We start from the raw sequence: 25860 nt of genomic DNA, 5'->3' as shown, positions 1-25860 counted from the left end.
CTATGTCAATCCACACTTATGTACAAGAGAATATGTCCCACTATCTACAGCTACTCGAAGAGGCAGTCAACATGGACTCACCTTCTCGTGACAAACAGCTGGGCGACCGCATGGCGGGCTGGTTCTCCCTGCAGTTTCAACGGCTGACAGGGGGAGTAGCAGAGCTGATCCCGAATAAGACGTATGGCGATCAGGTACGTTGTACGCTGGGCAACGGGGAAAAGCAAATCCTCATCATCGGCCATTACGATACCGTATGGCTAGAAGGAGAGGCGGCTCGCCGACCATTTGCGATCCGGGATGAGAAAGCGTACGGGCCGGGCGTATACGATATGAAAGCGGGAGTTTTGCAAGCAATGTTTGCGATGCGGGCATTGGTGAAGCTAGATCGCCTGCCTGCAGATAAAAAAATTGTGCTCCTGCTAAACAGTGACGAGGAGATCGGCAGCCCGACTTCTCGCCGACTAGTAGAAGAAGAAGCCGCGCGTTCGGTGGCGAGCTTTGTGCTGGAGCCGCCAACCGAACCGAGCGGCGCACTCAAAACATGGCGGAAGGGAAGCGCCCATTTTTCCGTGGCAGTCAGCGGTATTTCCTCACACGCTGGTGTCGATCATCAAAAAGGTGTCTCTGCAATTGAAGAACTGGCGAGACAGGTGCAATTTCTGCATGCCTTGACCGATTACGAGAAAGGAACGACCGTCAATGTGGGCGTCATTAAGGGCGGGATTGGCTCCAATGTAGTAGCCGACTCGGCAGAAGCTGAAGTAGACGTGAGATTTATCTCGATGGAAGAGGCATTACGAATTGAGAAGGTAATGAGTGAACTCACGCCAGTGCTCGCCGGTACAAACATCAGCGTAAAGGGAGGCATTCGCCGACCGCCGATGGAGCGAACCGAAGAGACAGGCAAATTATTTTCCCTTGCACAATCGATTAGCATCAATGAACTAGGGATGGCTTTGGAAGAGTCGGGTACAGGTGGAGTAAGCGATGGCAACTTCGCTGCTGCTTGTGGAGTCCCGACACTGGATGGACTTGGTGTAAAGGGTGGCTACGCCCACTCGCCGGATGAATGGATCGAACTGGGAGAAATATCGACGCGTGCTACCTTGTTGGCTCGGTTGATAGAGGAAGTATAGAGAGAAAAAAGAGACAAAGCACCTGCCTTGATGCGTTTGACGTTGCATCGGGGCAGGTGCTTTTGTTTTTGTATGAGGAAGAAGAGGTTATTGTTTCGAGGATGTATTTAGCTTTTTCACAAAGCTATTAAGGTAGTTCGCTCCGCGGCTGGTGAGGATACCAGCCAGCACGGCAGAAACGTAGTAGCCGCTGCCCTCAAGACCAAAGGGGTTGACTTGAAAAGCGAGGGAGAGCGAAATGCCAATGAGGATAGAGAGGATGTAAGTGGAGCGGTCTTTTAGTACGGGGAAGGCGTTCTTTAAAATTTCGGTTACGGCTTCGATCAAGATCGCCATAAAAGTAAGCAGACTCAGGCTGTGAATGAACTGGTCTATGTCAATCAAAGGTTGTTCCTCCTTTTGTTTTTAAAGCGGGGCGTGGTTCGGGGAGTCAGAGGCGATCAAGGCTGATAAACAAACATCCAGCCGTCATTCATTGGGAAGGGAGTTAATTCGCGAGGCGAGATTTCGCCCCAAGGAAGGTAGGTGTCACCTTCGTGGATGACGCCTTAGACCAAGCGGTCATTGATGAGGAACAAACGGAGATGCGGCTGGATTAACCACATCTAGGAAACTCGTCCCTGCATGTACGTTTTGAGTTCGGTCTCTAGCTCTTTGACACGGTACTCTAGCTGTTGTCTTTCTACTACCAGCGTCGTGTATTTATCTCGCCACTCCTGCACGATGGTTTCAAGCTCCATGCAACGGTTGCGCCAAACGTGGAGTTCTTCCCGAAGCTTGTCCATTTCCTGACGCAGCTCCTGGCGAATTTGCTGGTTTTCCTGCGAGATTTGCTGCCTGTCTGTAATCATCAACTCTTTCTTGTTGTTGTGGCGAGCAACCAGATAAGTGACGATTGCCGTCAGCACACTGGATACTACCAAAGGGAGAGTGGAAGAGTTGAGTAGTGTTTGGATCATCCGTTTATTCACCTGCTTTCTCTTGTGAGGTCTATATATAGAGTAGACAGTTTGAGGAATTTCTCACGGTGTCTTGAGTGAAAATGCTACCACAACTGCTTGATTTGGAAGTAAGAATAGGTGGGGGTGGCTTCTATGACGGCATTGGTAAAAAAGGAGTAACCGAAAAGCTCTACGTAGTCGCCAGGTTGAAGTCGGACAATGCTTGAGCCGTTTAAACACCAGGCATGGTTGGAATAGGAGACGATGCTGTTGAGTACTTTATGGAGTTCACCATTGATTCGGACTTCTAGATGCAGACCATTTGGTGAGGTGGTTGGGCTTTTGATGCGTGCTGAGCCAACAATTAAGTAGTCGCCGGGTGTCTTTGCGATAAAGCGATTTAGGTTTTTATCGAATTGTTGCAGTTCGTCGTGGGTGGGTGTATTGAAAGTAATTTTGGTGAAGGTGTCAGGGGCGGTTAGGGTTTGGTCGGAGGACATGGTGACGGTTAGGTTGGTTCCTGTTTGGGCTGGAGTGAGTAATAGGTTGGAATTGGTAAGGGTGTAACCAGAGATGACAGGTGATTTCACGGAGCCAGAAGGCGAGGTAATGACTGCCTTTGCCCGTAAATCTGCAAAAAGCGGGTTCTTAAAGGAATGTTTGCGTCCAAGGACTGCTGATTCCCAAGTAGCGCCGCCGTCGTTGGTCAGGTACCAGTTTATTGAGCCTTCTTGAAGGGTTTGATCAGCGGTAATCGAGGCATGAGCAATGGGAGAGACAGAAGGGAGTTTGGTGCTTACAAACTCTTGGATGACCTCCCCTGTAAGAGTACCTGTAATCACACGATACCCGTACAGCTCTGGAGATAGATTTGCAGTAGGCGAGTCTAATCTGGCTCGTAAAAGTAGTGAGGTAGAGGGAGTTGGAAAGGTAACCTCTTCGCAGGGAATCGCATTTATCCAATCTAGTCCGTTGTTGTTTGTTACCTCTAAAGTAACGGTAGCTTTGGATGCTCCAAAACGGTATTCATCAATGGCTTGGTTTGTTTCGTATCTGGAAGTTAACGATAACGAACGAAGAACTCCGTTGCTATCTTTGAAGGGATAATGCTTGCCGGCATAGGTAGAGACGGTTACAGAAGAATCGATGACGGATAAATCGGCAGCTTTGAAAGTGGCTAGGTAGAATTTGTTTAGCTCTACATTTGAGGAGTACACAAAATGGTAATTTGATCCGTCAGCAACTAGTCTGGAAACCCAATTTGCATTGATGTTTGCGACTGAAGTGGTTTGAGCAAGCGTTTCTGGATGAAGAGAATAGAGTTTAACTGTGTAGGATGTCGTTGCGCTCGTATAAATCGTTTGTATAGCGATGTATTTATCTAAGACAAGGTCATACATCATGTCAATCGAGCTGTTTTCTCCCCCAACTGTTAGTTGTATATTTCGAATCATCCGAAATGAACTGTCAAAAAGATATACTTTGAAAAAATTCCCGTTCATTATACCTATAGCAACTTGGTTTCTTATTGGGTCATAGACTGACCGTAAGCAAGGTGTGGGTCCAGATGTTAGAATATTAAGTAAATCCTTATTTAAAGAACCATCACTATTAAAAACATGAAGTCGCGTATAAGATGCAACTGAGTGAAAGACCCATACCCTATTCTGATTATCTAGAGTCATCGATGTTGCTATCACTGTTCCTACTCCTGAATATAGGGTATACCAATCTTTGAAAGTGGTGCCATCGCTATTAACAGCACCAACTACCCCACCGAGTGATGAATTTGAAATAGAGAACCAGACACGATTGTTGTAGTCCACAACATAGTCGACCGTTTGAAAAGGGAGCGTATGGGTATTCCCCTTGAATGGCAAAATCGTTCCTTCAAACGACAGGCTGCCATCAGGATTTGTTACCTTTGCATAAATCCCTGTGCCGTTTACTAGAGCCACCTTCCAGGTACGATTCGCGCGGTCTGTAAAACCCATAGGCTGCGAAAAAACACTTCCGGAATAAGAAAAGCGAGTGGCTTCTGAGAAGGCGTATGCGCTAGGTTCGTTGGATACAGCGTTTATAGTTACTTTGTCAGTACTCGGGATGGTAATCGACTTGGCGTGAAAAATTCCATTTTTTATCCCGGCTGTATTTCTGAGGAGATGGTTGGTTGTGTCAACAGTAACTCCCATAGAATTTGACTCGTCAAAGTAGTTCGTAGTGCTGAAGTCTTCAGTAAAGTCAGGGGTAACCGTAGGAGTTACTCTTCCCCCTACAATTCCAGTTGTTGTCTTTTCAGAGTCGACATAGGTTAATGTATCAAATTCTTCAGAGAAGGTGTTGGAGACTGTACTTCTATGCATTTCAAGTTCTTCTACTCGATTTGCAAGAGTGGGATCAGATGCCGCGATTGGCACTACACTTTCACCTGTTCCGACAAAAAGCTCATGGGTATCGGTTGTAAAAAGGGGTTCCCCCGCTGATGCAGCGGAGGGGAGATTGGCTTTTAAACCGCGTTTGAGTTTGATTGGTAGTGTCAAGAGTAATCCTCCATTTCCTTCCGTCTAGCTTGGCAGTCGCGTCTTGTATGAGCTAATTTGTCTTACTCATAGTAATAGCCCCATGCATTAAGCTCTGCATTACCAGTAATAATTGCTTTTATGACGAGTTGTGTTTCAACCGGTTGGCTAGAAATATCTGTAAGAGTTTGTGCGGGAACGTCTGTCCAGGTATTTCCACCATCTCGAGATGCCTGGTATTTGATGTTTCCACCATTAACCGTCTCATCTCCGACAATCACGATTTTATTTGGCGGTGTAGTGGTATTCTCGAGTTTTGATTGTAGATGATTTTGTTCTACGGCCTTTTGTAATCGTAATTCCTGTATTTGGGTTACGCCAGATCCGTATTGGGAAGAGGTAGAGTAAAATCGATAGTATTGATAAGGTTTGATGTTCTCAGTAGGAATAGTAAATTCATTGCCTTCATACCGAGTCCAAACATAACTGGAAACAGAATGGAGCGTATCCCAAGTCGTATTATTATTGGAACCTTGCAATTGCCAGGAAGTAGGAGCGTACTTTGCGCCTCCAGATAGAAGATATCGATCGACAATCTGTCCGTGTTCACCCAGGAAAATTTTGATCCAATGATGTCCACCTGCAGTTGTGCTCCAGCCACTTGCTAAGTTGCGGTCAAACATATGAAACACAGCTCCACCAGTAACACTGTCTGCACTCACAATAAAAGGGGCGGGGAAGTCGTTTGCAGTCATGGGTGGTACAATATCTACGATTCCAGTAGTGAATTTTTTTTGAGTATGGTCATAGACAGTGGCTATTCGGGATATCTATACCAGATAGATCTGTGAAAGTATCGACAACCATGTTTTTTAATCCATATTTTGTCGCGTTCATGTAAGTGATTAGCTGGAAATTTGTTTTTAGTAGATTGGTTTCAAGATCGATGACTCGTTGGGGGAGGTTGGGGTCTGCTAAGGAGGGGTTCAATAATAAGTTGGCGCTTGTTACAGTGAAATCTTGAATAGAGGGGGCGCTTGATTCGCTAGCAGGAGAATGGAGAATCGCACGGACTCGAAGATCGCTGTTGATTGGATTGGCAAATTCAATCTCTTGACCCAGCTCAGCAGATTGCCAAGACCCGCCACCATTATTGCTTACTTCCCAGAGGATTTCTCCGCCATCGAGAATTTGGTTGGCAGTAAGTGTAACACGAGAAATGGGGGTAACAGATGGTAAGGTGGATGAAGTATACGTTTGTGTGATTTCTCCTGCCGTTCCGCCTAGTGAAATACGATAGTCTCTAATTGTGGGGGAAATCCCGTAATTTGGTGACTGCATCTTTATTTTCACGATTAACTTGTCTGTTTTAGTAGGAAGGGTGAGTTCCTCACCAAGTGATATGGGAAACCACGATGCACCGTCAGGGGAAATCTGGAAAGTTACAGAGGTAGGTACGGTATCATAACGTAACATTTTTATCAGGCTATAGTAGCTTGAAGAATACTCGGTCGTATTTAAGACAATAGTTAATCTTCCTTTTCCGTCAATGCAGCCAGATAATCTTGTTGTATTGGTCCCGCTTTGAATAAGTGTGTCCGGTTCCACAACTGATAAAGTTGCGAGATCAATAGAGATAAAACGAGTAGAGCCAACCGTTTGTTGATGATAAAACACCCGCATAATATTGTCTTGTAACACAAATCCAATTGGTAAAGAAGGATCAATGGCCATGAATCCGGTCAAGGAAAAAGTGGTGGATGATCCCGTTGACAAGTTTAGTCGGTGTACAACTGGAGCATTGTTATCAACGCATAAGATAGTCGTAATACCCGTTGATTCATCGTGGGTTGCGTGTAACCATTTACTTGAGGATTTACCGATCGAAGAGAATTGGGTTGGGTTTGTTCCATCATAATTTAATCGAAGAGCTCTTACCGTGTTATTGCTGTTACCTCGTGTAATGAAACAAACATAGCCTTTTGTACGGTCTTCTACCATTACAACATTGTCAACTACCGTAGACGGGGTGAAAGCTTGTGAAGTAGTAGGGATGAAAAAGGTACCATCTGGATTAGCGCATCCGTAATAGAGAGTAGTTGAATACCCCCACGAGTACCAGATCCGGTTGTTTTTATCGACATGGAGTTTTAAAAATGGAGGGGTGGAGTTAATGCTGGTGTTTCCTCTTACAGAAATGGGAGTTGAAAGGGCTTGAAAATCAGGCTTAATAGAAATTATCAACCCAGGCATGTTTAAAATGGCTGCTGCTATCCATACATTGTTGTTATGATCAACTACTGCATTCGTAATGCTTGAGGCTGCATAGTAACCAGTTCCACTGTACGAATGCAAATACCCTTCAAAGGCAACGGAATCATCTGGATTGGTTACAACCGCATAAATTCCTTCACGGTAGACAGAACTGATAACCCAAGTCCTGTTTAAACGATCAACTAAAATAGTTGGTTCTAGGTGAGATTCTTTTGACGCCCTCTCCCCGGTTACTTTTTTGGTAGAGATGACGCCTAATGCGTTAGGAAGCGTATAGTCTGATTGAACAGTTAGCTTATCCACTTCTACTACTGGAAGAGAAGAAGATACTACGACTCCTTCAAAGGTATTGCTCAATCTTACTAATCCGTTTTCAATGTCGAAGTTTGATTTGATCAACAGCACTCAAATCTGTGAAATTCTCTGTAATGGAGGGGATTTTAGAGGTACGTACACCGTTGGTTGAATACCATGCAGTAGTTTTCTCAATATCAACTTTTGGTGAAGCAAATGTTTCCGTATAGGTCCGAGATACGGAACTGCGATATTTCTCTAGTTGGCCCACTCTTTCTGCCAGAGTTGGATCGGTTCCAATAGCTGAGATCCCGTCACCTGTACCGATAAATAATTCTTTTGTATCTGTGGTGAAAAGAGGTTCTCCCACCGCTGCAACGGAAGGGAGATTAGTTTTTAGACCTCGTTTGAATTTGATGGGAAGTGTCATTAGAATGTACCTCCATCTACTTCTGTGATCGTGGAGCCACTGCTACCGCCAGAGCCTACGTTTATTTTGTAATCTCCATCTGAGAGTAAAAGGACTCGTAGATTGGTATTTCGGTTATATCCATATTTGTAATCTACTCCTGGCATTGCCATGTCCCAGGAATCTAGTAAGTCTACATCCATGGTAAGGGAGTCTAGATTTGTTTCATCAGCGGATGAAGACTGTTCGAAGTAGAACGCGCATCGCAAGTTTCTAGCTTGACCAAGCTTATCGTCCCAGTTTTGGATGCTATTGAAATCGTCTATTGTCATTGCTTTTGCTTTGAAATCAATGGGGGTAGTAACATCAACGGTTGTCCACGAGCCATCCTTTTGTTTTGCTTCCCATGTTGTTCCACTGTCCGTACTTATTGCTACTATTAAAACGCCTTGCACTGTACCTGATAAGGTTAAAGAGTTGATTTTAGCTACGCCGAGAAAGCTAGTATCATTCTTCATTTTCACGATCCTTGGTACTGGGATGCCAGTAAGGTGAGCAAATGTGGGCTCTCTTTCAGGTTTAGAAACAAGTATTTTGATGTTGGATTTGTCTATTAAATCTTTCAAGTATGGGGCGCATGTAGAGAGATCGAGCATGCCTTTATTCAGAAACATATCATCTGTGGGGGGAGTAGTACCAACGGTTTCCCAGCCAGAAGAAGTGTATGTTTTCACGTCTGAACCGTCTTGTACGAGGAATCTATTGTTTATTGACTCAATCTGCAGAGCAGGACGGAAGCCTCGGCCTGGAGTTGTAAGCTCTGTTGACCCAGATGTCCAGTTTGTGAGACCGTTATAACCTCGAATCACGCGGGCCTTTGAATTGGATTGATCAGTTGTACTGGTCCATGAACCGTGATTTACATTATTCCAGATCCGATCGTCGGTAATGTACTTATCCCATTCGTTGTCTTTATCCGATGCATTTACTCCACCTGTCGGCAGTCGCAATGTTATTTCTCTATCAGAGGATGTGAACAATTGGGCAGTATAAAAGCCGACATAATAAAGTCCGTTCCACACGTAACGTTCTGTTACTCTGATGCGATATTGTGTGTAAGTTTTATCATTTTTGAATGAGAAGCTCTTTTTAAGACCGTGCCAGCTTGATACTTCATTTCCACTATGCAAGATATCCCAAGAAGTTCCGTCGTTAGAAGCTTCGAAGACCCATTTTTTCGGACTGTATATGGCAGATAGATAATACGAAGTAATTCTTGTTGGCGTTGAATACTCGATCTTTAAAAACTCTTCTGTTGTTTCAGTAGCAGCAGTACTTGTCCAGTACGTAGTCTCTGATCCATCAAAAGCCTTCCATGCATGATAACTTGCTTTGTCATACTCTGTTGAAGCAGAAACTTTACACAGAGCAGAAGAATACCCAGACAATCCTGGAATGGTGTGCAGGCTTTTTATTGGCAGCCCGCTTCCGCTTGCAATCCCTGCTGTATTTAAGGCATCCCATGAAATGTTTTGGATATTGCGGTCAGCCATCAGCAACTTATCACCTTTGTGATTTGTACCGTACATGATGAAATATCCATCACCATTTGCACTTGTTGCAGGAGCATTGGGAAGAAGTCCTAACATTTCTTTTCCGATAGATATGCTTCCAAACGCACCAGCAGGTGCCAAGTAGTTAAAACGAATACGTTTTCCTACAGTTAAATCTTTAACATCAACTACTTCATCTGGATGCAAAATCCTACCATCAGCATCAATATCAATGGCATCAATCTGTATGTTCTTCACGTTTATGTTATTTGGGTCAAAACCAATACTTCCTGCATAGGAAGGAACTGTAATCTCTACAGTATGCTTTTTATTCTCTAACCCTGTTTTTTCGTACTGTAAAGCTTGAAACTTTAAATCCCCATACTGACTGAATGTTTCAGTGACACCATCAATCGTTATTGGAACATTAGGGAGTTTGTTCTGGTACAGGTTACCTATTATTCTAATTCTAGTGCCAATAAAATTAAATTTCATCTTAAAATCTGCACTTGTTGCATAGTTGGAGGCCCCACCATAAAAGCTTTGATTTGATTCTCTTACGAAAGTTCCCAAGTATTTTATAGATGGATCACCGTCGTCATATCTTTTCCATCCAGCTTCTGGCGTAAGTAACTGATCCCCAATTGTAGCCATATGCTATACCTCCTTGTATTCAAATACTGGCCGAAAACCTGTACTCGCATAAGCTATTGATGAATTACCCATGCCCAGACCTTTCCATATTGGAAAATTATCCTCATTTCCTCTTATAACACGATTAGTATTGTCTTGATTTTCAGTAGTTCCTGTACTTGATATACGGGACCCTGTCAAAGTGGTATCTTGCGTCCATGTAAAAAGCACTTTGTAATGGAAGACATCATCCAATGTATATCCATTTCTTATCATGCTCTGAGGAAATCCCATTAAATATCGTTCATATTCGTTGTTAACAGGAAAGCATGCCCCATTGCTTAATCTGGCATCTAAGGTTTTATTTCCATTTGCATCTGCATAAGCAACTCCACCTGTTAAGCTCCGCATAATACCTGCCACTTCATAGATTCTGATGTCTCCTATGCGGACATAAGTATTGGTTCCCACTCTTTCTGTGATGTGTATTCTATATTTTTTATAGGCAGTCTTGTTGTCTATGACAATCTCCATCCTGTCTGTCCACGTGCTATTTGATTTTCTATCTAGTACATCCCAGGTTGTTCCATCATTCGATCCTTCAAAAGTCCATACTTTTGGTCTTGCTGGGTCTGCTGATGAGTATGCAAGAATATCATACCTCTTTACTATCTTTGGCTCAGTAAATTCATACGCAATCCATTCTGGAGATGCAGGTAATGGAGCGCTTGCAGAGTGCCAAGCATTTGCTATACCTCCATCAAAAGAATGCCATGGAGGAGTATTCGATAAGCTACTACTTGCACTTACTATGCCACTGGGAGCTGTGTCTTCTGTCATTACAGGAATGATATTTCCATTATTCCAAGGTAGTCCTTGAATAAGCTTTCCTGTATTTAAAGCGTCCCATGAAATGGAGTGGTTTACAACTCTGTCTCCAATTAACAATCCTTTATCTACTTTGACAAAATAAAATGTTCCACCATTTCCGCTTGTTGGTGCTGCTGTCATACCTGTGACTGGAATTTCGACACGAATTGCTGTGCCAAGTAAGCTAAGACTTCCCGTTGAGCCTACTGTGTTTTGCCAATATTCACAAATGATATAATCACCAATCTGCATGTCTGAAACTTTTGTTCTTAATTGTCCTGTCGTTGCTGGTACTGGCATATACGGTACACCTCCTTATATTCAAACACGGGGCGATTCAAGTCACCTTGATTTTCTCAATACTCGAATATTGATTCACATCAAGAGTCAATGAGTACACACTATTACCAGATGGAAGCACGACGTCTTCTGTCAATTCAATTGAGTAGTCAGTTTTAAGCCGTAGCGTACCATCCAGCTCCATATAATTGTCATGGTCAAAGTTAGTGGCCTCGTTACTAGAAAAGGATGCAATTTCGAAAGAGTAGTTTTGTTCACCGGGGGCAAACTTCAAAATCCCAATTGGAGGTAATTTATAGTCAGAAGTGTAGGGGATGGTGATATTTACTTCTGAGGGAGAAGTAGGAGAGGCGATAACTCCGTATTTCTCTACTTGAATGACGGAAACACCATTACCAGGTATGTTACCTCCAGAACTTCCACCTACCGTATCTGTATAAGTCGGTAGCGTGTCCTCGTCATACCAAATGAAGCCTATACTGTTTAGTACTGCTTTATCACTCAGATTGGCTCGAATGACTAGAGAAGTACCTGCTACGAGAGTTGTAACATCAACCAATTGGTTCAAAGGAACGCCTGTTGTGAATGTAGTTCCCCCATCCAATGACAGATCAATGCTGATTTTACCTTCATACTCAGCATCCAGCACAAGATGGGTCGGAGCTTTTGTCAATGGAATCGGTTTGGAAACCATGACAGGATTTTTATCAGATGCTTGCAGGATTTGTACCTCAGTAACGGTCATGTATGTGCTTTTATTCCATACCGTTACTTTGACCTCATTAATGAGATAGTCCAGGGTAATGGGGTAGTGCCATGAACCGTCCCCATGTACTCCTTTATCGGTCTTGGAAGCGAGATTAATCCTTGGAGTAACAGCTTCCCATTTACCTGTTGAAGGATTTTTTACGAAAATTTGATGATCGCAATAGTTGTGATCCACGCCATAACTGCCGTTCATCCAAAGAATAATTTTGGATACTTCTACGGGTGTCACCCATTTCATGAATAAGTCAGCACTTGTACCACTCTGAAGCCAGTAATCAGAATATCCGCCTGGAGATACAGCGGCATTATCGTCTGCGATTTTTTCAACAGAATAGATTGGTGTGGTGCCATTTGCTTTGAATGGTCGATAGGCAGTATTGTTATTGCTGTAATCTCCAACAGAAGAAGCAGTCTGTACACCTAATGTGTGCCAGCTATAAATAGCGCCTGCTGATTTGGTGAATTTTCCGTTTCCAATTTGATAGGATTCGGACTTTGAGGCATCAATTCCAGACGTAGTTACAAATGCATCTGCATACAAATTATGCCTAACGGATGCTCCCTGCACCGTACTTTCCAAAGTCCGATAAGCATTACGCAAAATATTGGTTGCGGCTACGACGTCTACTAACGGTTTTTTGCTGCTCCGATCGTTGCCTCCTCCTTCTTTACCTGGCATCTCAATAAGCATGCTATCGTCATACCAAGTAAATCCTATAGATTTTAAACTGCCTGTAGCTGGAATGTTAGCTCGTAATTGGAGATTTGTACCTTTTAGTGAAGAGGTATCGAGTAGCTTATTTAATTCGATGTTCTTTACCCAAGTTGTTCCATCAAGGGTCAGGTCGAAGGTGACCGCGTCAGTATACTCCGCAGTCGTAATAATCTTCTTTGGAGAGCGGCCAACATTAACTGCTTTAGTCACGAGAGTAACAGCGTCAATAATTTCATAGAATTTAATCTCGTGCCAACCGGTATAAATTACCGGGTTTGCACTACGATAACTGCGAAGCTTGGCCAGGCGGTAATAGCGGTATGCAGAGGTATTAGTAAAGCTGTGTTCTAACTCTGAACCTGTGTTTGCATGAGATCCAGCGTATAAATCTGTCCAATTCGTATTGTCTTGTGAACCTTGAAGAGTAAACGTGGCTAGACCGTACTGTCCAGCTGAGATTCCAATAGCTCGGATTGCGAGCTTAGTAATTATTTTGGGGACGAAAAAGTCAATTTGCCACCAATGACCTTCTGCCGGAGGAGTCGCTCCATCTGAATAATAGGAATCAGTTAAAATTCCGTTGATTCCCATCCACCCAGGGTAACCAGACGTTTCACTAGACGAGGTTACGTGATAAGGCGCGGGTTCAGTTGGACTGGACATGATGATGTTTGTATCGTAAAGCCCGGGTAAGACAGTACCATTTATAATCCCAAAAGAAGATGACTTTTCGTTATCAATTCCTGAGGAATCGCTAAATACATCTACATACATGTTGTTTTGTCGATAGGGGGGTCTGCTATGTGTTTCGGCATCACGAAAGGTATTCAGTAAAATATTGATTGGGGTCTGCAAATCAAAGGAGCTGTTTGAGGCTCCTCCATTATTTCCCCCGCCGCCTCCAGTACCAATCTTCCCCTGCATGTCATCCAACCGAGCTTTTAGACTGGGAAAAGTCTTCCCATCCCGATCCCTGCGCGCAGCGACCACCTCGGCGTTCGGGTTAGAGGAGACATCGCTTTGCAGCTTTAGAATGGCTTGGTCTTGCTGTGCGTTTTTTTGTTCGACTTGCGAAAGACGGAGATCTTGGGTCTGATTTTTCGCTTCTGCTGCACTGACAATTGACGATAACGTATTCAGCCGCGTTTGAAAGGTAGAAACATCACTTTTCACGGCATCAAGCTGACGATCCTGTTCATCGTCTTTGTTTTTTAGCTCACGGAATTTTTCCTTTAAGCTAGGTTTATCTTCTCTGGCATCATCTAGCTCCTGGAGGTAGGAGTCGATTTCAGCATGGGTACGTTTTCCCTTGTTGGCCAACTCATTATGATCCAGGACGACTTCGGTGCCTGTTCGGGTGATTCTGACCGACATACATTCAGCTCCTTTTCGATTTATTTGGTATAAACGGCGGACAAGTTCAGCCCAAAATGGACATGTGTCGTTTTATCTATGAGGGATGGATCGGTCTCACGGGAAATCCGCGTCCAGAAAACTTGTTCATTTCCTGCGGCAGTATCTGGCAGGGTGAAGGAATCACCCCACGTACCAGGCACGCCGTTTTTGTCTGTTGCGACATCTACAAGCCGTTTGTACTGATCCGTACCTGCATAGGAGGTGAGGACGCCTTGGATACCTGTAAAGGTTCCGTGATGCATCGTATTTCGGGCGAGTATTTTCACTTCCTTATACTGGCCTTGGAGCATATGACCGAGAAACTCTTCCGTGTTGTCTTGCAGGTGGACCTCATTTCCTTCGCCATCAATAAAAAAGAGGGTGGGAGAAGGGGAAAAATCGTATTCGTCTCCGCCCCACATTTCCATCTGGTCGCTAGAGCTAATGGTAGTTTTTCCGTCTGCTTCCGCAAAACGGAGAGAGCCAGTGAAAGGAATAGGACGCTGGGTCATATCAAATTGAATGGATGTTTGGCTTGTCCGACACGTTTTGGAGTCGACAGCGGCTCCTGTGGAATCGAGCAGCTCCACGCGGGTGCCGGGGGAGAGGTTTGAGACTGTGAGAGTGGGGAGGGAGAAAACGCGGACGTGTTCCATGTCCAGAAAGTTGTCTGTAGCGCTGCTGTTGAGAAACATACCGATTTTGGGAGCAAGGCGATTGAATTCCTCCGAACCGATGATGTGCCAGATGGCTCCGTCCTCGGACCAATAAGCGGTGTAGGTATTGTAGTCGCGTATTAATCGAAGCCAGGGGAAGGTTTTCGCAGTACCTTGCGATGCATCGTAATATTCTTCGACGTGGAAAAAGTCATTGTGGTTTATGAAGACAGTCAATCCACCTGTGCTTCCGGAAGCTTTCGGATTGTATGAATTTTTCATATCGAGGACGAATTGTTTCACGGGTGTCAGTGAATCTAAAAAGAGTTGAAGTGGCTCAGCTCCGCCTTTTAAACGGAGCGAGCCTGGTGCGTCAGTTAGCGACCACCTTGAAGAATCATTTGGTGTCATGTTCCACTTGGAATCGAGGGTAAGAGAATCGAAAGGATCTTCGAAGAGAAACCCTGATTTACGCCGAGAAACCACACTCATAGAAGTACCTCCTTACGTAAATAGCCATATTCGTTTGCCAATTACACATGCCTCAGGGCGTTGTTTCCAGATCGCCAGCAAGCATTTGATCAGTGCTTCGACGCATTTGTCTCCGCTGCCGGGATCGCAGTAGGGGGTGACGAGAACCTTGTCGCAGATCCAGTTGGTTAGTTTGATGTAGTCTACTTCGCAACCATCCCAGACTTGTCCGCTACTTTGTGCGATGAATTTCCACTTATACGTATGTTTGCCTGCTTCGACAGGGTAGTAGTGATCATAGAAGCCGCCTTGATGTGTAAAGGTATCCATTAATACGTTATCGATATAAAATTCGAGCTTGGAGTTGAAAGGTTCAGGAATCAGTTCCCATGTTTCTATAGCTTGGAAATCCCTCATGCGGAATGCTGTTTTGTATTCTTTTCCAGTGACGGCGCTGGTTGTACCTTTTTGTTCGGTGATGAATTCAAAGCGATAGGAAGGGGTAGGGGTAGGTAGGAGAGAAGCGAGACCAAAGGATTGCTTGCCTTCTTCCAAGAATGTTTGTGAATGTATCAAAGCTCCGTTTTGTCCATACACGTTTAAATACATCTTGCTTCCGTTGCATCCACCCATCCAGATAGCCGTGTTCTCGGTGACTTTGAACCCGAGTACGGTACAGGATGACTTGGCGAGAGGTTTCACGTCTTCCAATTGCACATGTGCGTCCGATAGGGAAACCATGTCGTCGCATTTCGTTAAAAAGCGGTAATTTACTCTGTACCTTTTTGCTTCTGGGGTATTGTTGTTTAATGCAACCTCGATTAATTGCTCGTCATCACCATCGTATTCATCTTCTGAGATCAATTCGTCGGAATCCTCGTCATAGACTCTGACACGCAATCTTGTGTCTTTGCATAAACGAACAGGATCAGGGCTCTCCCATACTTCGATGGCATCTAACCAGCACCATGAGTCGGGAGGGATTACCCATTCTGTAGCAGGTTGGGTTGGGGGAGTTCCTGTATAAGGGGTTTCTTTTTTGGGGTAGTAATGTCCGTTGGAGTCGTGACAATAATCTTCCCATGTTTCTTTGAAATTGCCGTTATACACATCAAACGATCCACCATTATTGTTTATTCCGCCTTTCGTTCCAGCGCCTTTTAGCAGTGTATATCGGATCTGATAGGTTTTACCTGGCGGAATGGATACATATATGGGATGAACGTCTTCTTTGATTGAGGTTCCACGATTAAAGTAGGCTGGTTTTTGTACAACTTTTCCGGTTGATTTATCAATTACTTCCATTTTCACTTCTGTCGTGTCATAACGAACCTTTCCATCGTCAGGGCTTTCTGTGGTGGTGATTACCAAATTATTGATAGCAACGTATTGCAGGTGATCTTCTACCTTGTCATCGTCAGAATATTCATCAGTAAAGATAAGTTGTAAATACCATTTTCCGAATGTTAATGGACGACTTGCTTTCCTGTTCACAGGGAAAGATTTTGACCAATCAATATTATTATAATCACGATTAAGGGAGATACCTTCATTTTTGTTCGAATAGTATATTACTTCACCTTCACCTGTTGAGGTAGGAGATAACACTACCTTAAAGGATGCTCGATAGCCGTTATATTCTTTTCCGAGTTTTTTTAGTGCTTCGTCTTTTTTGCTATCCCAGTCTTTCACTAGAGAAGCACAGTTGAAACGAATTGTTGTAATGCCGCCACCAGTAAAACTGATGGTGTTTTTCACATTGGTAGTTGGTTGGATTGCATTTGTAAATAAAACAGGAAATCCTTTTTCCATGGTCTTTCTGTTCAAATTACTATAATCAAGAATAGCCTTTGAAGGAGAATTATTCGGGATGTCTGTTCCCCCATAAACTCGAAGCGTCTCTGAATAGATATATGAGGCAAAACTAGGAGCAGTCACTTCCCGAGTAATAATCCCGTTATTTACCGATTGCTCATGTCCTTTCCAGAACATTTGTCCGTTGATTTTACTTGGTAATCCACTTTCATAAAATGCTCGATCAATACGATAAGACTCAATTCCAGCCGGAAAACATTTTTGCCCCCCTTCCTCCGGGGTAAGCTCTTCAGAGCCGTCTGTTCCTCCTGAACCATTGCCTCCTGATCCCGAACCAGATCCTACCTCTACCTCGATTCCATCCAAATCCTCGTAAACCCATTTCAAAGAATGCTTTCCAGCAGGGAGTGGTACTTCCCGATAAAGACCTACGGCTGCTTCGTGATTTTCGTTTCCTTCCCAAATCAGTTTGCCGTTATCATATAGCTTCAACGATTCATAACGACTGTACTTTCCTCCATATTCAAAGCGGACAAAACCAGGGTTTTTCAATTCAATATCACGTAAATAAACGCGGTTCGTGGTTCCATCCTGATCCTTGACCATCAACACGCCATCATCAATATCGCCTGTGTTCGATTCAGGATGATAAAGCTGGTAAATGTCTACCCATTTCCAGTTATCCCGGACATCTATATCTCTGCTCCAACGTTCGTCACCTGAATTGAAGTCCTCTGAAAAGACACGAACGTATTTGGACCGATCTGGGTCAAAGTCAGTTACATCAATGACAGGCTCCAGTAAAACCTTCTCTGTAAAGTTGAGTGAAGCACCTGGGTTCAGTTTCACTTGATAATCGATCTCTGCACGATTCTCAGAGGAGGTTGCCATCTTTTTACTCCGGTTGTAGTCCCAATCTTTGGAGCGATCTACGGAAATATAGCTTCCGAAGCGACCACGAATTTTTTCGGAATCATCATCGTAATCAAAGTCTGTGCTCTTTTCAGCTCGAAAAGGCTCTTCTGTATAGCTGTCTGTCACTCGAAAGGTAATCGTATGGGTGCCTTTGGTAAGATTGATTTTTGCCGATTGAATCTCTGTGGTAGAGGCTGACACAAGTACCTGCTCCCCGTCTACCAGCACCTCTAGTATTTCAGAAGGGCGAAAATCACAAGCATAATCAAATTCAAACCAGCCATCGTCAAAAAGAGTAACGGTAGTTGATGCATCTCCAATACCTTGACGGATGGGGTCTTCCATTACCAATGCTTGCATATTGAAATCGGGATGAGACCATCTTTTCCAAACGTTTACGCCGGAAAATGTGAAGTGTGTTGTGTCTGCGTCTAAATCAGAGATCACTTGCGGATTGTAATGATCGATCGACAGAGGAGGGCAGATTAACTCTACTTCGCCTTTTACATCAACTGTAGTCTCATCTCCGACGTGAACATTGTAAGTAATGTTGGCATTACTGGATTTGGTTTCAGAATAGTGTTCGTAGGGATCAAGTGACCATTGAGGGCCATGATGAGAAGAAGCGTGACTTCCATGCGATGAACTCCCATGCATCATGTATTCCTGAAATATGTCTTCAAAAAAAGTGGTGACTTCAAATTGATAAGGAGGAGATACTCTCCCCATTTTATGACTCCAAGAAAAAATACCGTCACATTCATTGTCTAGTGAAATGGAGACTTCTCTCCCATTGATATCCTCAGTCACTACACCGTTATAGTAAGTCGTCATGATGCTTTTGCTTGATCTGGTCAGCCATTCCCATTTGCGATCGGCAAAAGCCGCATCCCCCAACGTATCCACATCCGGGGGCGTTTGCTCATCCAAGCTCTGCACCACCTCAACACACTCTACATCCTTAACATAAACCGCATTTTCCCCAAACCGCCGATCACTCATCCGACGCACAAACCAATCAAACTTATACGTCTGCCCAGGCTTGACGTGAAACTTCGCTTCCTGCCAGCTGTTGCTTTGATTCCATTCCCCGCCAACCTGATTATTGTTAATAAAAAACAGCAACCCATCGCCAGGAGCGGTGCTAGCCATGTACTTAAAACGAATAAAGCCTTGCTTTTTAAAGCGCCATTGAAAGGTCACTTTACTGGAGTTGCCATGCTTGAGCGTGATCACATCCAGCTTCATGATGTTCTCACTCCCCGCCATCTCATTGGTGCCGACGGAGTGAACCATCTTCCATTCCTGATCCTCGGTCGAGGAGACGTAACGGAAAAGGCCGTGAAACTTATCCGACAGCGGGAGAGTCCGCATATCAAATGTAGGGACTTCTTTATCGATGGCATCGTAATGATTGAGGTAGTAGCCGCTAAAGTGATGATAGTAAGGAGCCGGGCAGACTGGTAGCGAAACATTTTGGTGGGTTCCATCTGGCTGCTCTGCGTTTTTCAGGATTTTGTAAATGCAATCTCGTACCATGAGCAAGGCGCGCTGGTAGTCGTTTTTTTGCGGATCGATTTGCTGGTTGACCCACCATTCCAGGCGACGGTACATGTTCCACAGCGCTTCGCGGCAACGAACCTTGGTGAACCAATTTTTGTCCCGGACAAATTGCTCAATCATTTGATCGATCATGCTTTCGAGAGAATCGAGATTGACCGTTTGCCAACGACCGATCTGACCTTTGCCGGGATCGCCCAACAACGGATTCTGATACCCAGCGTAACGATCTTCTGCACGAGGACGATTGGGGCTGTCCGGATTGTCCGGATGATTCGGGTGGAATGCGCCCTCTACCAATGAGGAGCGCATTTTTCCGAATGTGACGTTGCCCACTGATTTAGAAAATATGCCAAACGTATGACCCAAAATGATCACCTCTAATCGGTAAAGTCGTATTGCAGGTTATGATCTACCCAGACACGGATGCGGTTACCCGTTACCCAAACACGCAGCGTATACCATTTCTCTTTTTCCCAGGCAAACGGGTTCATCGGGGTAGAGTACATGGTTGATCTGCCATTCTCTACTTTGAAAAGCTGCATGGGGCGCGGCATACCGCTGGCGCTTCCATCACTGACGACGAACATCCAGTAGTTCTGGTCGTTATGATATTTGAACACGATGCCAGCGCTGTCCCCATCTGCGGGCTCATCGACTTTGAAATCGACCTCAAACTGATAGTTATTGTAGGTAAAGTCGTTTCGAATGTAGCCACTCATGCCACTAGAGCCTTTTGGATGGGTAAAAGTGCCTTGGTCGCGATTATGCTCCCATGTGCCAGAACCAAAACGAGTCCAGTTGTCTTGCCCCATCGCGAGTGCGTTCCTATCTGTCGTCCATGGGTAGTACGCATTGAATGGATCATGGGGATCGTATGCTTCTGGAACAGAAAAACCACCTGACCAATGCTCGGGATCGTGTTCAGCTTCGAGTACATCGTTGGAGTAGTCGTAGACCAAACCTTGTCCTAATTCTTCTATACGATCTGCCCAGGCATTCTTGTAGTCGCGGACCGAAATCAATGGTTGTTCGATATAACCTTTTCCGCGATCCAATTGGCCAGCCAAGTATTCCAGGATGACGGCATCTGCGAGTTCTTTTTTACCCATGATTTGGGTGAGAAGTGAGGTGGCGCGCTCTTGGTTGGAGGCGACCCAATCCGCGTTGATAACAGCTTGATCTGGTTGTTTGTAACTGAGGATGGATTCGATCAAATGAGCTGCTGCTTCCGGCTGATAGGCAATCAGTTGCTCATGCAATACCGTTTGTTCCAGTGCGAGCTTGGCATACTTTCGCCATTCATCGTCGTGCAGTTCTCCATCACGCGCGCTTTTTTCTGCCACATCATATAAATCGACGAGGTAACTGGCTCGCTCATGCGGGGAGGTAGCGAAGAGATAGCCACTGCACAATTCCGTGATTCTGCTGCGCAGCAGTGCTGTGACTGGCAGCTCGTCAAGATCGCTGGCGTGAGCGGATTTACGGGCTGTATGCTCGTCGAACAAAAAGGACGGATCGGGTTCCATGTAACCAAAAGGATGCTCGATTTGCAGCTCGACTGGACGGAATACATCTTCGCCAACGAGTGTTTCTGCAATGGTTGCAGGGGCTGCCTCCATTTGGCTAGCTATCTCGACCTCTTCAACCGTTGAAGAGAGCAATGCTTCCCGTTTTCCTGCAACCCCGTCCTCCTCCAGATGCGAGAGAATCTCATTCTGGCGGGTAGCCTCCCATGTCTCAAAGGAAAGAATGCCGGACTTGTCTTGCAACGCTTTACTGAAAATGACCTCAGATTCGATCAATGCCTGAACCCGCGACCGCACACCCTCCAAAAATTCCTCGTCTACGTAAGCATCGAAAGTCTTGTTGGTCAGCGCCCACTCCATCAGTGCTTCCAAAATACTCTGACCGTCTGTAAGGCGCGAGGCAAAAATCATGTCGTCCATCAGGTGGGAAGGAAATTCTTTGGAAGCAAGGATGTCTTCCAAAAGATGAGCGGGCAGTAAGCGTAAGATGGTCGCAAAGATCATATCTTCAGCCAGGAGACTTTGGCGTACATTTTCCAGATTGGCGAAAATGTCATCCTCATCTTGATAAAAAGCTGGCTTAGGTGCTTTGCCTCCGCTAAGATCGATAGCGCGTTCCTTTTCCCACAGATGAGCAGCACGCATGAGCTGGCGATCTGCGCGAACGTCATCCCTGATAATCGAAGTGGGGCGAGAAAGGTGTTTCTTTCCGAGCTCAAAATGTTGGGGAACCCAGAGCAGATTGACTTTTTCGCGTCGAGAATCAGAGATGGGATTTGGGATAAACAGATGGTGGTTGTTTTGTCGAGAGGCTTGTTCGAGATAGGTCAAGAGTGAAGCATCTGTTTGAATCAAACGGGTTCCAGAAAGCTGTGACAGGAGAATAGCGAGTTCCGAAACCACGTCTCGATTACCGATTGCATATTCCGTCATGAGTGTGCCTCGTGATTGATAGGGACGAGCACCATGGAGTCGAGAGCGATTAATGAACAAGTCATTCTGGTACGGACGGAAGGCTGTGGGTGAATAGGAATCTAGAGTGAGAGGACGAGTGAAATCTCGATAGCCCCAGTCGCGATTCTGTAAAATGGAGCCACCTTGGCTCATGGTTCGATAACCTGTAGAAGTGCGATGGATGGCTAAGTCTTGCGTAGCGATCCTGTTTGCACGGTGAAGGAAGTGCAGCAAGGCGTCATACTGACGGGCCTTGAGATAAGCCCAGTCCATGTCGCGAAGCACCTTCGTCGGCTTTGTTTTAATCCGGTGGAAGGCTTGCACGAAGTGTCGGGTCATCTGGAAGGAAAAATGACGCTCGCCAATGGAACGGGACCAATCCGTAAACATGGCATGTCTATTATCGCGGCTGGAAAGAGGCAGGCTGTTCTCAATAGATAGGTTGTGAGCGATCGATCTGGTTGCGTATTCTCTTTCCATCTGCACAAAGAGAGAAGCCCAAAACTTTCGCTCAGCCAAGCTTCTTTCGGTGTTGACGAATAAATCGAAGGTAGATAAACGCTCTCCCGTGAACCATTCGTTCATCTTTTTTCCGGCGAATCTCTTAGTTCGTGTTGCCCCTGGTTGTTCTTTCCCAATGGCAGCTTCGGCAGAAATGGAACGGCTTGCCGATGCTGGTGGCAAATCGATATGCAGCTCATCTTTATGCACACGCACGGACATTTGGGTCGGATTGAGCTTTGCCATCCCTGCTGTTTTAATCCGATCCGATAAATGAACGCGACGAATAACTTGTAATGGCTGCTTAATGATCCGGTCAGCATCCAAGGCATCGTCCTGAACCAAGCTCTCTTTAAGCGGCGAGCGATCGGATACCACGACCAGCTCCATGGGATTTGCTATGCTAGTATCATTCCGGATCATATCCTGCAAGGAATCTTGAAAGTCAGCGGCAAATGATTTCCGATTCGCGAGCAAATAATCCAGCATGAGCATACTGGCACTTTGACCGTAGGGAATATAGACGAAGGAATACTTACGAGAGGGCGAAGTCGTGAAAGTTACTTTTCCTATATAGTTGCGAATAGAAGCGTGGTGGTCTGCAAGTCTGAATTGATAGGCTGCTAGAGAAGAAATCCCGGTCAAATAGTTCACCTCCCAAAAAGAAGGGGGAAGACCAGATATGTGTTCTAGTTTCCCCCTTTTGCTAGCTATACGGTTTTAGAGGGACTTCTTTTAGTAGCGAACTTCCTTCAGGAACGCGACTCCCATTTTTACGTTGGCGGAGTAGTTCATGAAATTTTGCTCGGTATTGTGGTCGAAATAGCGGTATACTTCCTGCTTGTGTTTCTTAGTCGTGTCGCTCGGATCGACATCAATGATCAATTCATCCAAGTGGAGAATGTTGTTTTTCGAAACAGCAATGCATGCATCCAAGCTGCCGCGGTATCCATCATATCCGTGCACGACATAAATCGGGCTCAAATGGTAACGGCGTGTCCAAGCAGATGCGTTAAAGCCTTGTGGCTCCAGAAGAAGTCCGGTGTCACCGAGCTTGCTATCGGAATATGCCTTGCCCGGCTGTGGAGCTTGGGTAATGAAGGCAGGGTAGTGCTTTTGGAAGCGAATTCCAGATTTTGTCGCCAGCATTTGCAAGGTGTTGTTGCCAAAAGAGGTGTATTGCCCGTAATCGTGCGGAGCATTTGGAACAGTAGGCTCAGCAGCGACAGCTCCGGCTGTCAGCATGATGTTTCCAACCACATCATCCATGTTGTACTTGAACGGCTTAAGTGCGCCTACGTACAAGAAGCTCTTGCGATAATCTTCAAAGTGAACAGCCGGATCGCCAACGGCAACCAGAGAAAGGCGATTGTTCATCACGTTCATGTACAGGTAGACAGGTTTATCAATCGTACGATCTGTCGGTTTGCCATTCACGACGAATTTCTCGTCAGCCCATTCGAAATTGACTGGATGTCCTTCTGTTGCGAAGGTTTTAGCTGTCGGGTTGTATCCTTCCAATACTTGTGCTGTCAAGGAGCTATGTTCCTTCGGGTTGGTGAAGCCTGGATTGACGAATTTGACATAAAACTCTTTGGAAACGTTGTTAATGCTGGAGCTACCCTTTAAGACTAGCTCGGAGGTTTTGCCAGAAGCGGAATCTTTTTTGGTGAGATCAGTCATGACCGTCCAGGTCGATTTCTCCTGTGTTTCACCAGCAGTTGCATTATGCGGATAGTTAGTGATTTGTTCGATTTCAGATTTAATGGTATCCAGGAGCTCTTTAGAAGTGGTGATTTTTTCAATGTATTTAAAATTAGCCATGTGAAAATCCTCCTTTAATATACTTCTTTTAAGATGGCGATGGTGCAATCAGTAGGGTTGGGGGAGTACTTGAAGAAGTTGACAGGGGTATTGATTCGGAAGAACTTGTATACCTCTGTCCAAGTTCCGGCAGCGGGGTTCTTCGGATCTTTTGGTTCCTCTGTATCTACAACGAGCTCGTCCTTGTTGATCAGATTATGGTCCTCGATTGCTACGACACTGTCGAGGTAACCACGATAACCTTCGAACTGGTGTACCAGATAGATCGGAGATGCATGATATTTCTTCGTCCATTTCGAGCTTTGGAAGCCATTTGCTTCGAGTACCATTTTGGACAGCTCAGGAGGGATTGTGCCCACGCCATCGTATTTGGGGAGCTGGGTAATGAAGGCAGGGTAGTACGCTTGGAAGTAGACGGAGCTACGGGTTTGCAGCATGGAGAAGGAGTACATGCCGTTGGAGGTATAGCGTCCCCAGCCCGAGTAGTTAGGATTGGTATCCTGCTTGATGTCGGCTGGAAGGAAGCCTGATTTTTCCTTTGTCAAATCACCCATGCCGACTGTAATTCCAAAATTGCCTTTGTGGTCATAGTCAGCAAAAGGAATGGTTTTTCCGATATAAGCAAAGCTGCTGTAGTAAGCATCCATATCAGGCGAAGGGTCACCCTCAATTACGATTGCTACACGATCATTGCTGACGGAGAGGTTGTATTCGACCCAGTAGTCTGGGCGACGCTTCTTGTTTGGTACCCAAGAGACGACAGAATCGGCGCCGTAGAAAAAGTGGGAGGAAGGGCTTTTGATTTCGACCTTGTCATCGTAATCGAGTGCCCATGCTTCGTGAGGTGGAGTGTATTTGTCGGTATCATCAGAATTGTTCCATTTGTTGTATTGAAGCTCGGCTTGTTTTTGGTCGAGGACGACTGGGACTTTACCAGGAACGACGGTACTTTTATCGCAGGCGAGCACGTAGGTATCAGCAGAGCTTCCAACCGGATTTTTGCCTGTGAAGCCTTTGCCGTACGACACATCCAAGTAGTTGTATTGCTGGATGGGATGCTTCAGCATGACGAAATAATCGGTAGGCGTTTGGCCCGAAGGTACGTCAGGAACGGCTTTTAGGACGACAGTGCGGTCGTAGTGATGGACGGGGTTGGCAATGTATTTGACCATTCCGAATTTGTATAGTGGGGCACTAACGTAGGTGGTGTAACCTCCCGAATAATAGGTAGTCCATTTCGTTTTTGAAAGTAGGTCGTTCCAATCGGAAGGCATTTGTGTCATGATCTTGTACTCGTTCCATTCGACACCGGGTGTAAAAGTAACCCCATCAAGCTCGTATTTACCTTGAAGCAGTACATAGGATTTCTTACCGACGATGTTTGAAGGATCAGCATCATCGATATTAACCACCAGTAGCCCTGGCACAGAAAGGGTAATGTCGTTACCTTCAGTATCTTTGTAGGCAAATTCTTTTACCTGGATTTTTTTACCTGATTTCGTATTGCTAGTACCGAGAGTTTCATGGACATAACCATCTTCATCAACGAGAGGAATATCAGAGTACGAGGATCTCAACTCCCTCAAATCCGGCAACACATAAACCGGATAAGTCTTCCCATCCGTATGCTTGTACGTCCCTTGTGTATCCACAACAGTCGTCTTCTTAAACGTAACCCACTTGTCTTCCTTGACTTCAAACACCTTTTCCCATCGGTTCTTAGTATCCGGGATTTTGGCGTTGACGATTTCATCAGCCAGCTTGTTGATGAGCAAATCGGCTGTGACCTCGCCCTCGATCCAAGCTACTTGTTTACTAGGCATCC

The 25860-nt window shown here is 45.1% G+C and carries 15 protein-coding genes; 1 reads left to right on the top strand and 14 read right to left on the bottom strand.

What is annotated here, in order from left to right; genetic code table 11:
* Positions 1-2: 2 nt before the first annotated feature.
* Positions 3-1139 (top strand): M20 family metallopeptidase, encoded by a 1137-nt coding sequence (locus tag HP399_RS27790; protein ID WP_173618348.1) that lies wholly within the window; start codon positions 3-5, stop codon positions 1137-1139.
* An 87-nt stretch (positions 1140-1226) separates the two neighbouring features.
* Here HP399_RS27790 and HP399_RS27785 read toward each other — a convergent pair whose 3' ends face one another.
* The 14 genes from HP399_RS27785 to HP399_RS27720 all read right to left on the bottom strand — a co-directional run bounded on the left by HP399_RS27785 (position 1227) and on the right by HP399_RS27720 (position 25858).
* Positions 1227-1523, bottom strand: coding sequence for a hypothetical protein (locus HP399_RS27785; RefSeq protein ID WP_106652499.1), 297 nt, complete (start codon positions 1521-1523; stop codon positions 1227-1229).
* 221 nt (positions 1524-1744) lie between these two features.
* A complete protein-coding gene (locus HP399_RS27780) occupies positions 1745-2098 on the bottom strand; it encodes a hypothetical protein (RefSeq protein ID WP_173618347.1) in 354 nt (117 codons plus the stop codon).
* An 86-nt stretch (positions 2099-2184) separates the two neighbouring features.
* A complete protein-coding gene (locus HP399_RS27775) occupies positions 2185-4620 on the bottom strand; it encodes a hyaluronate lyase N-terminal domain-containing protein (protein ID WP_173618346.1) in 2436 nt (811 codons plus the stop codon).
* 62 nt (positions 4621-4682) lie between these two features.
* Complete coding sequence (locus HP399_RS27770) at positions 4683-5282, bottom strand: discoidin domain-containing protein (protein ID WP_228088389.1); 600 nt, start codon at positions 5280-5282, stop codon at positions 4683-4685.
* Between the two features lie 121 nt (positions 5283-5403).
* Positions 5404-7230: a hypothetical protein gene (locus HP399_RS27765; RefSeq protein WP_228088388.1), complete on the bottom strand. Its 1827-nt coding sequence runs from the start codon at positions 7228-7230 to the stop codon at positions 5404-5406.
* A gap of 16 nt (positions 7231-7246) precedes the next feature.
* Positions 7247-7597, bottom strand: coding sequence for a hyaluronate lyase N-terminal domain-containing protein (locus HP399_RS27760; protein WP_228088386.1), 351 nt, complete (start codon positions 7595-7597; stop codon positions 7247-7249).
* On the bottom strand, positions 7597-9783 hold the full coding sequence (locus HP399_RS27755; protein ID WP_228088384.1) for a discoidin domain-containing protein: 2187 nt from the start codon (positions 9781-9783) through the stop codon (positions 7597-7599). The genes HP399_RS27760 and HP399_RS27755 overlap by 1 nt, the downstream gene beginning before the upstream one ends.
* Positions 9784-9786: 3 nt before the next feature.
* Positions 9787-10932 (bottom strand): discoidin domain-containing protein, encoded by a 1146-nt coding sequence (locus tag HP399_RS27750; RefSeq protein WP_173618345.1) that lies wholly within the window; start codon positions 10930-10932, stop codon positions 9787-9789.
* Positions 10933-10969: 37 nt separating this feature from the next.
* Complete coding sequence (locus HP399_RS27745) at positions 10970-13789, bottom strand: discoidin domain-containing protein (protein ID WP_173618343.1); 2820 nt, start codon at positions 13787-13789, stop codon at positions 10970-10972.
* Between the two features lie 20 nt (positions 13790-13809).
* A complete protein-coding gene (locus tag HP399_RS27740) occupies positions 13810-14958 on the bottom strand; it encodes a beta-xylosidase family glycoside hydrolase (protein WP_173618342.1) in 1149 nt (382 codons plus the stop codon).
* A 12-nt stretch (positions 14959-14970) separates the two neighbouring features.
* The gene (locus HP399_RS27735; protein ID WP_370642577.1) at positions 14971-19605 is read right to left on the bottom strand and encodes a hypothetical protein; all 4635 of its coding nucleotides are present in this window, start codon (positions 19603-19605) and stop codon (positions 14971-14973) included.
* A gap of 2 nt (positions 19606-19607) precedes the next feature.
* Positions 19608-22865 carry a 3-keto-alpha-glucoside-1,2-lyase-like domain-containing protein gene (locus HP399_RS27730; RefSeq protein WP_228088380.1) on the bottom strand — a complete coding sequence of 1086 codons (3258 nt, stop codon included), beginning with the start codon at positions 22863-22865 and terminating at the stop codon, positions 19608-19610.
* An 81-nt stretch (positions 22866-22946) separates the two neighbouring features.
* A complete protein-coding gene (locus tag HP399_RS27725) occupies positions 22947-24035 on the bottom strand; it encodes a hypothetical protein (RefSeq protein ID WP_173618340.1) in 1089 nt (362 codons plus the stop codon).
* 14 nt (positions 24036-24049) lie between these two features.
* Entirely contained in the window at positions 24050-25858 is a 1809-nt protein-coding gene (locus HP399_RS27720) for a hypothetical protein (RefSeq protein WP_173618339.1), read from the bottom strand.
* Positions 25859-25860: the final 2 nt, after the last annotated feature.

It is taken from the genome of Brevibacillus sp. DP1.3A (assembly GCF_013284245.2).
In the GTDB taxonomy this organism is placed as follows: Bacteria; Bacillota; Bacilli; order Brevibacillales; family Brevibacillaceae; genus Brevibacillus.
The sequence above is the reverse complement of the archived record's forward strand: the minus strand, read 5'-3'. Positions and strand labels throughout refer to the sequence as shown.

Bases quoted from the DNA above. Each gene is read 5' to 3' on its own strand.
- HP399_RS27725 (WP_173618340.1), bottom strand. From the start codon at position 24,035: ATGGCTAATTTTAAATACATTGAAAAAATCACCACTTCTAAAGAGCTC.
- HP399_RS27770 (WP_228088389.1), bottom strand. From the start codon at position 5,282: ATGTTTGACCGCAACTTAGCAAGTGGCTGGAGCACAACTGCAGGTGGA.
- HP399_RS27790 (WP_173618348.1), top strand. From the start codon at position 3: ATGTCAATCCACACTTATGTACAAGAGAATATGTCCCACTATCTACAG.
- HP399_RS27760 (WP_228088386.1), bottom strand. From the start codon at position 7,597: ATGACACTTCCCATCAAATTCAAACGAGGTCTAAAAACTAATCTCCCT.
- HP399_RS27755 (WP_228088384.1), bottom strand. From the start codon at position 9,783: ATGGCTACAATTGGGGATCAGTTACTTACGCCAGAAGCTGGATGGAAA.
- HP399_RS27745 (WP_173618343.1), bottom strand. From the start codon at position 13,789: ATGTCGGTCAGAATCACCCGAACAGGCACCGAAGTCGTCCTGGATCAT.
- HP399_RS27740 (WP_173618342.1), bottom strand. From the start codon at position 14,958: ATGAGTGTGGTTTCTCGGCGTAAATCAGGGTTTCTCTTCGAAGATCCT.
- HP399_RS27750 (WP_173618345.1), bottom strand. From the start codon at position 10,932: ATGCCAGTACCAGCAACGACAGGACAATTAAGAACAAAAGTTTCAGAC.
- HP399_RS27720 (WP_173618339.1), bottom strand. From the start codon at position 25,858: ATGCCTAGTAAACAAGTAGCTTGGATCGAGGGCGAGGTCACAGCCGAT.
- HP399_RS27780 (WP_173618347.1), bottom strand. From the start codon at position 2,098: ATGATCCAAACACTACTCAACTCTTCCACTCTCCCTTTGGTAGTATCC.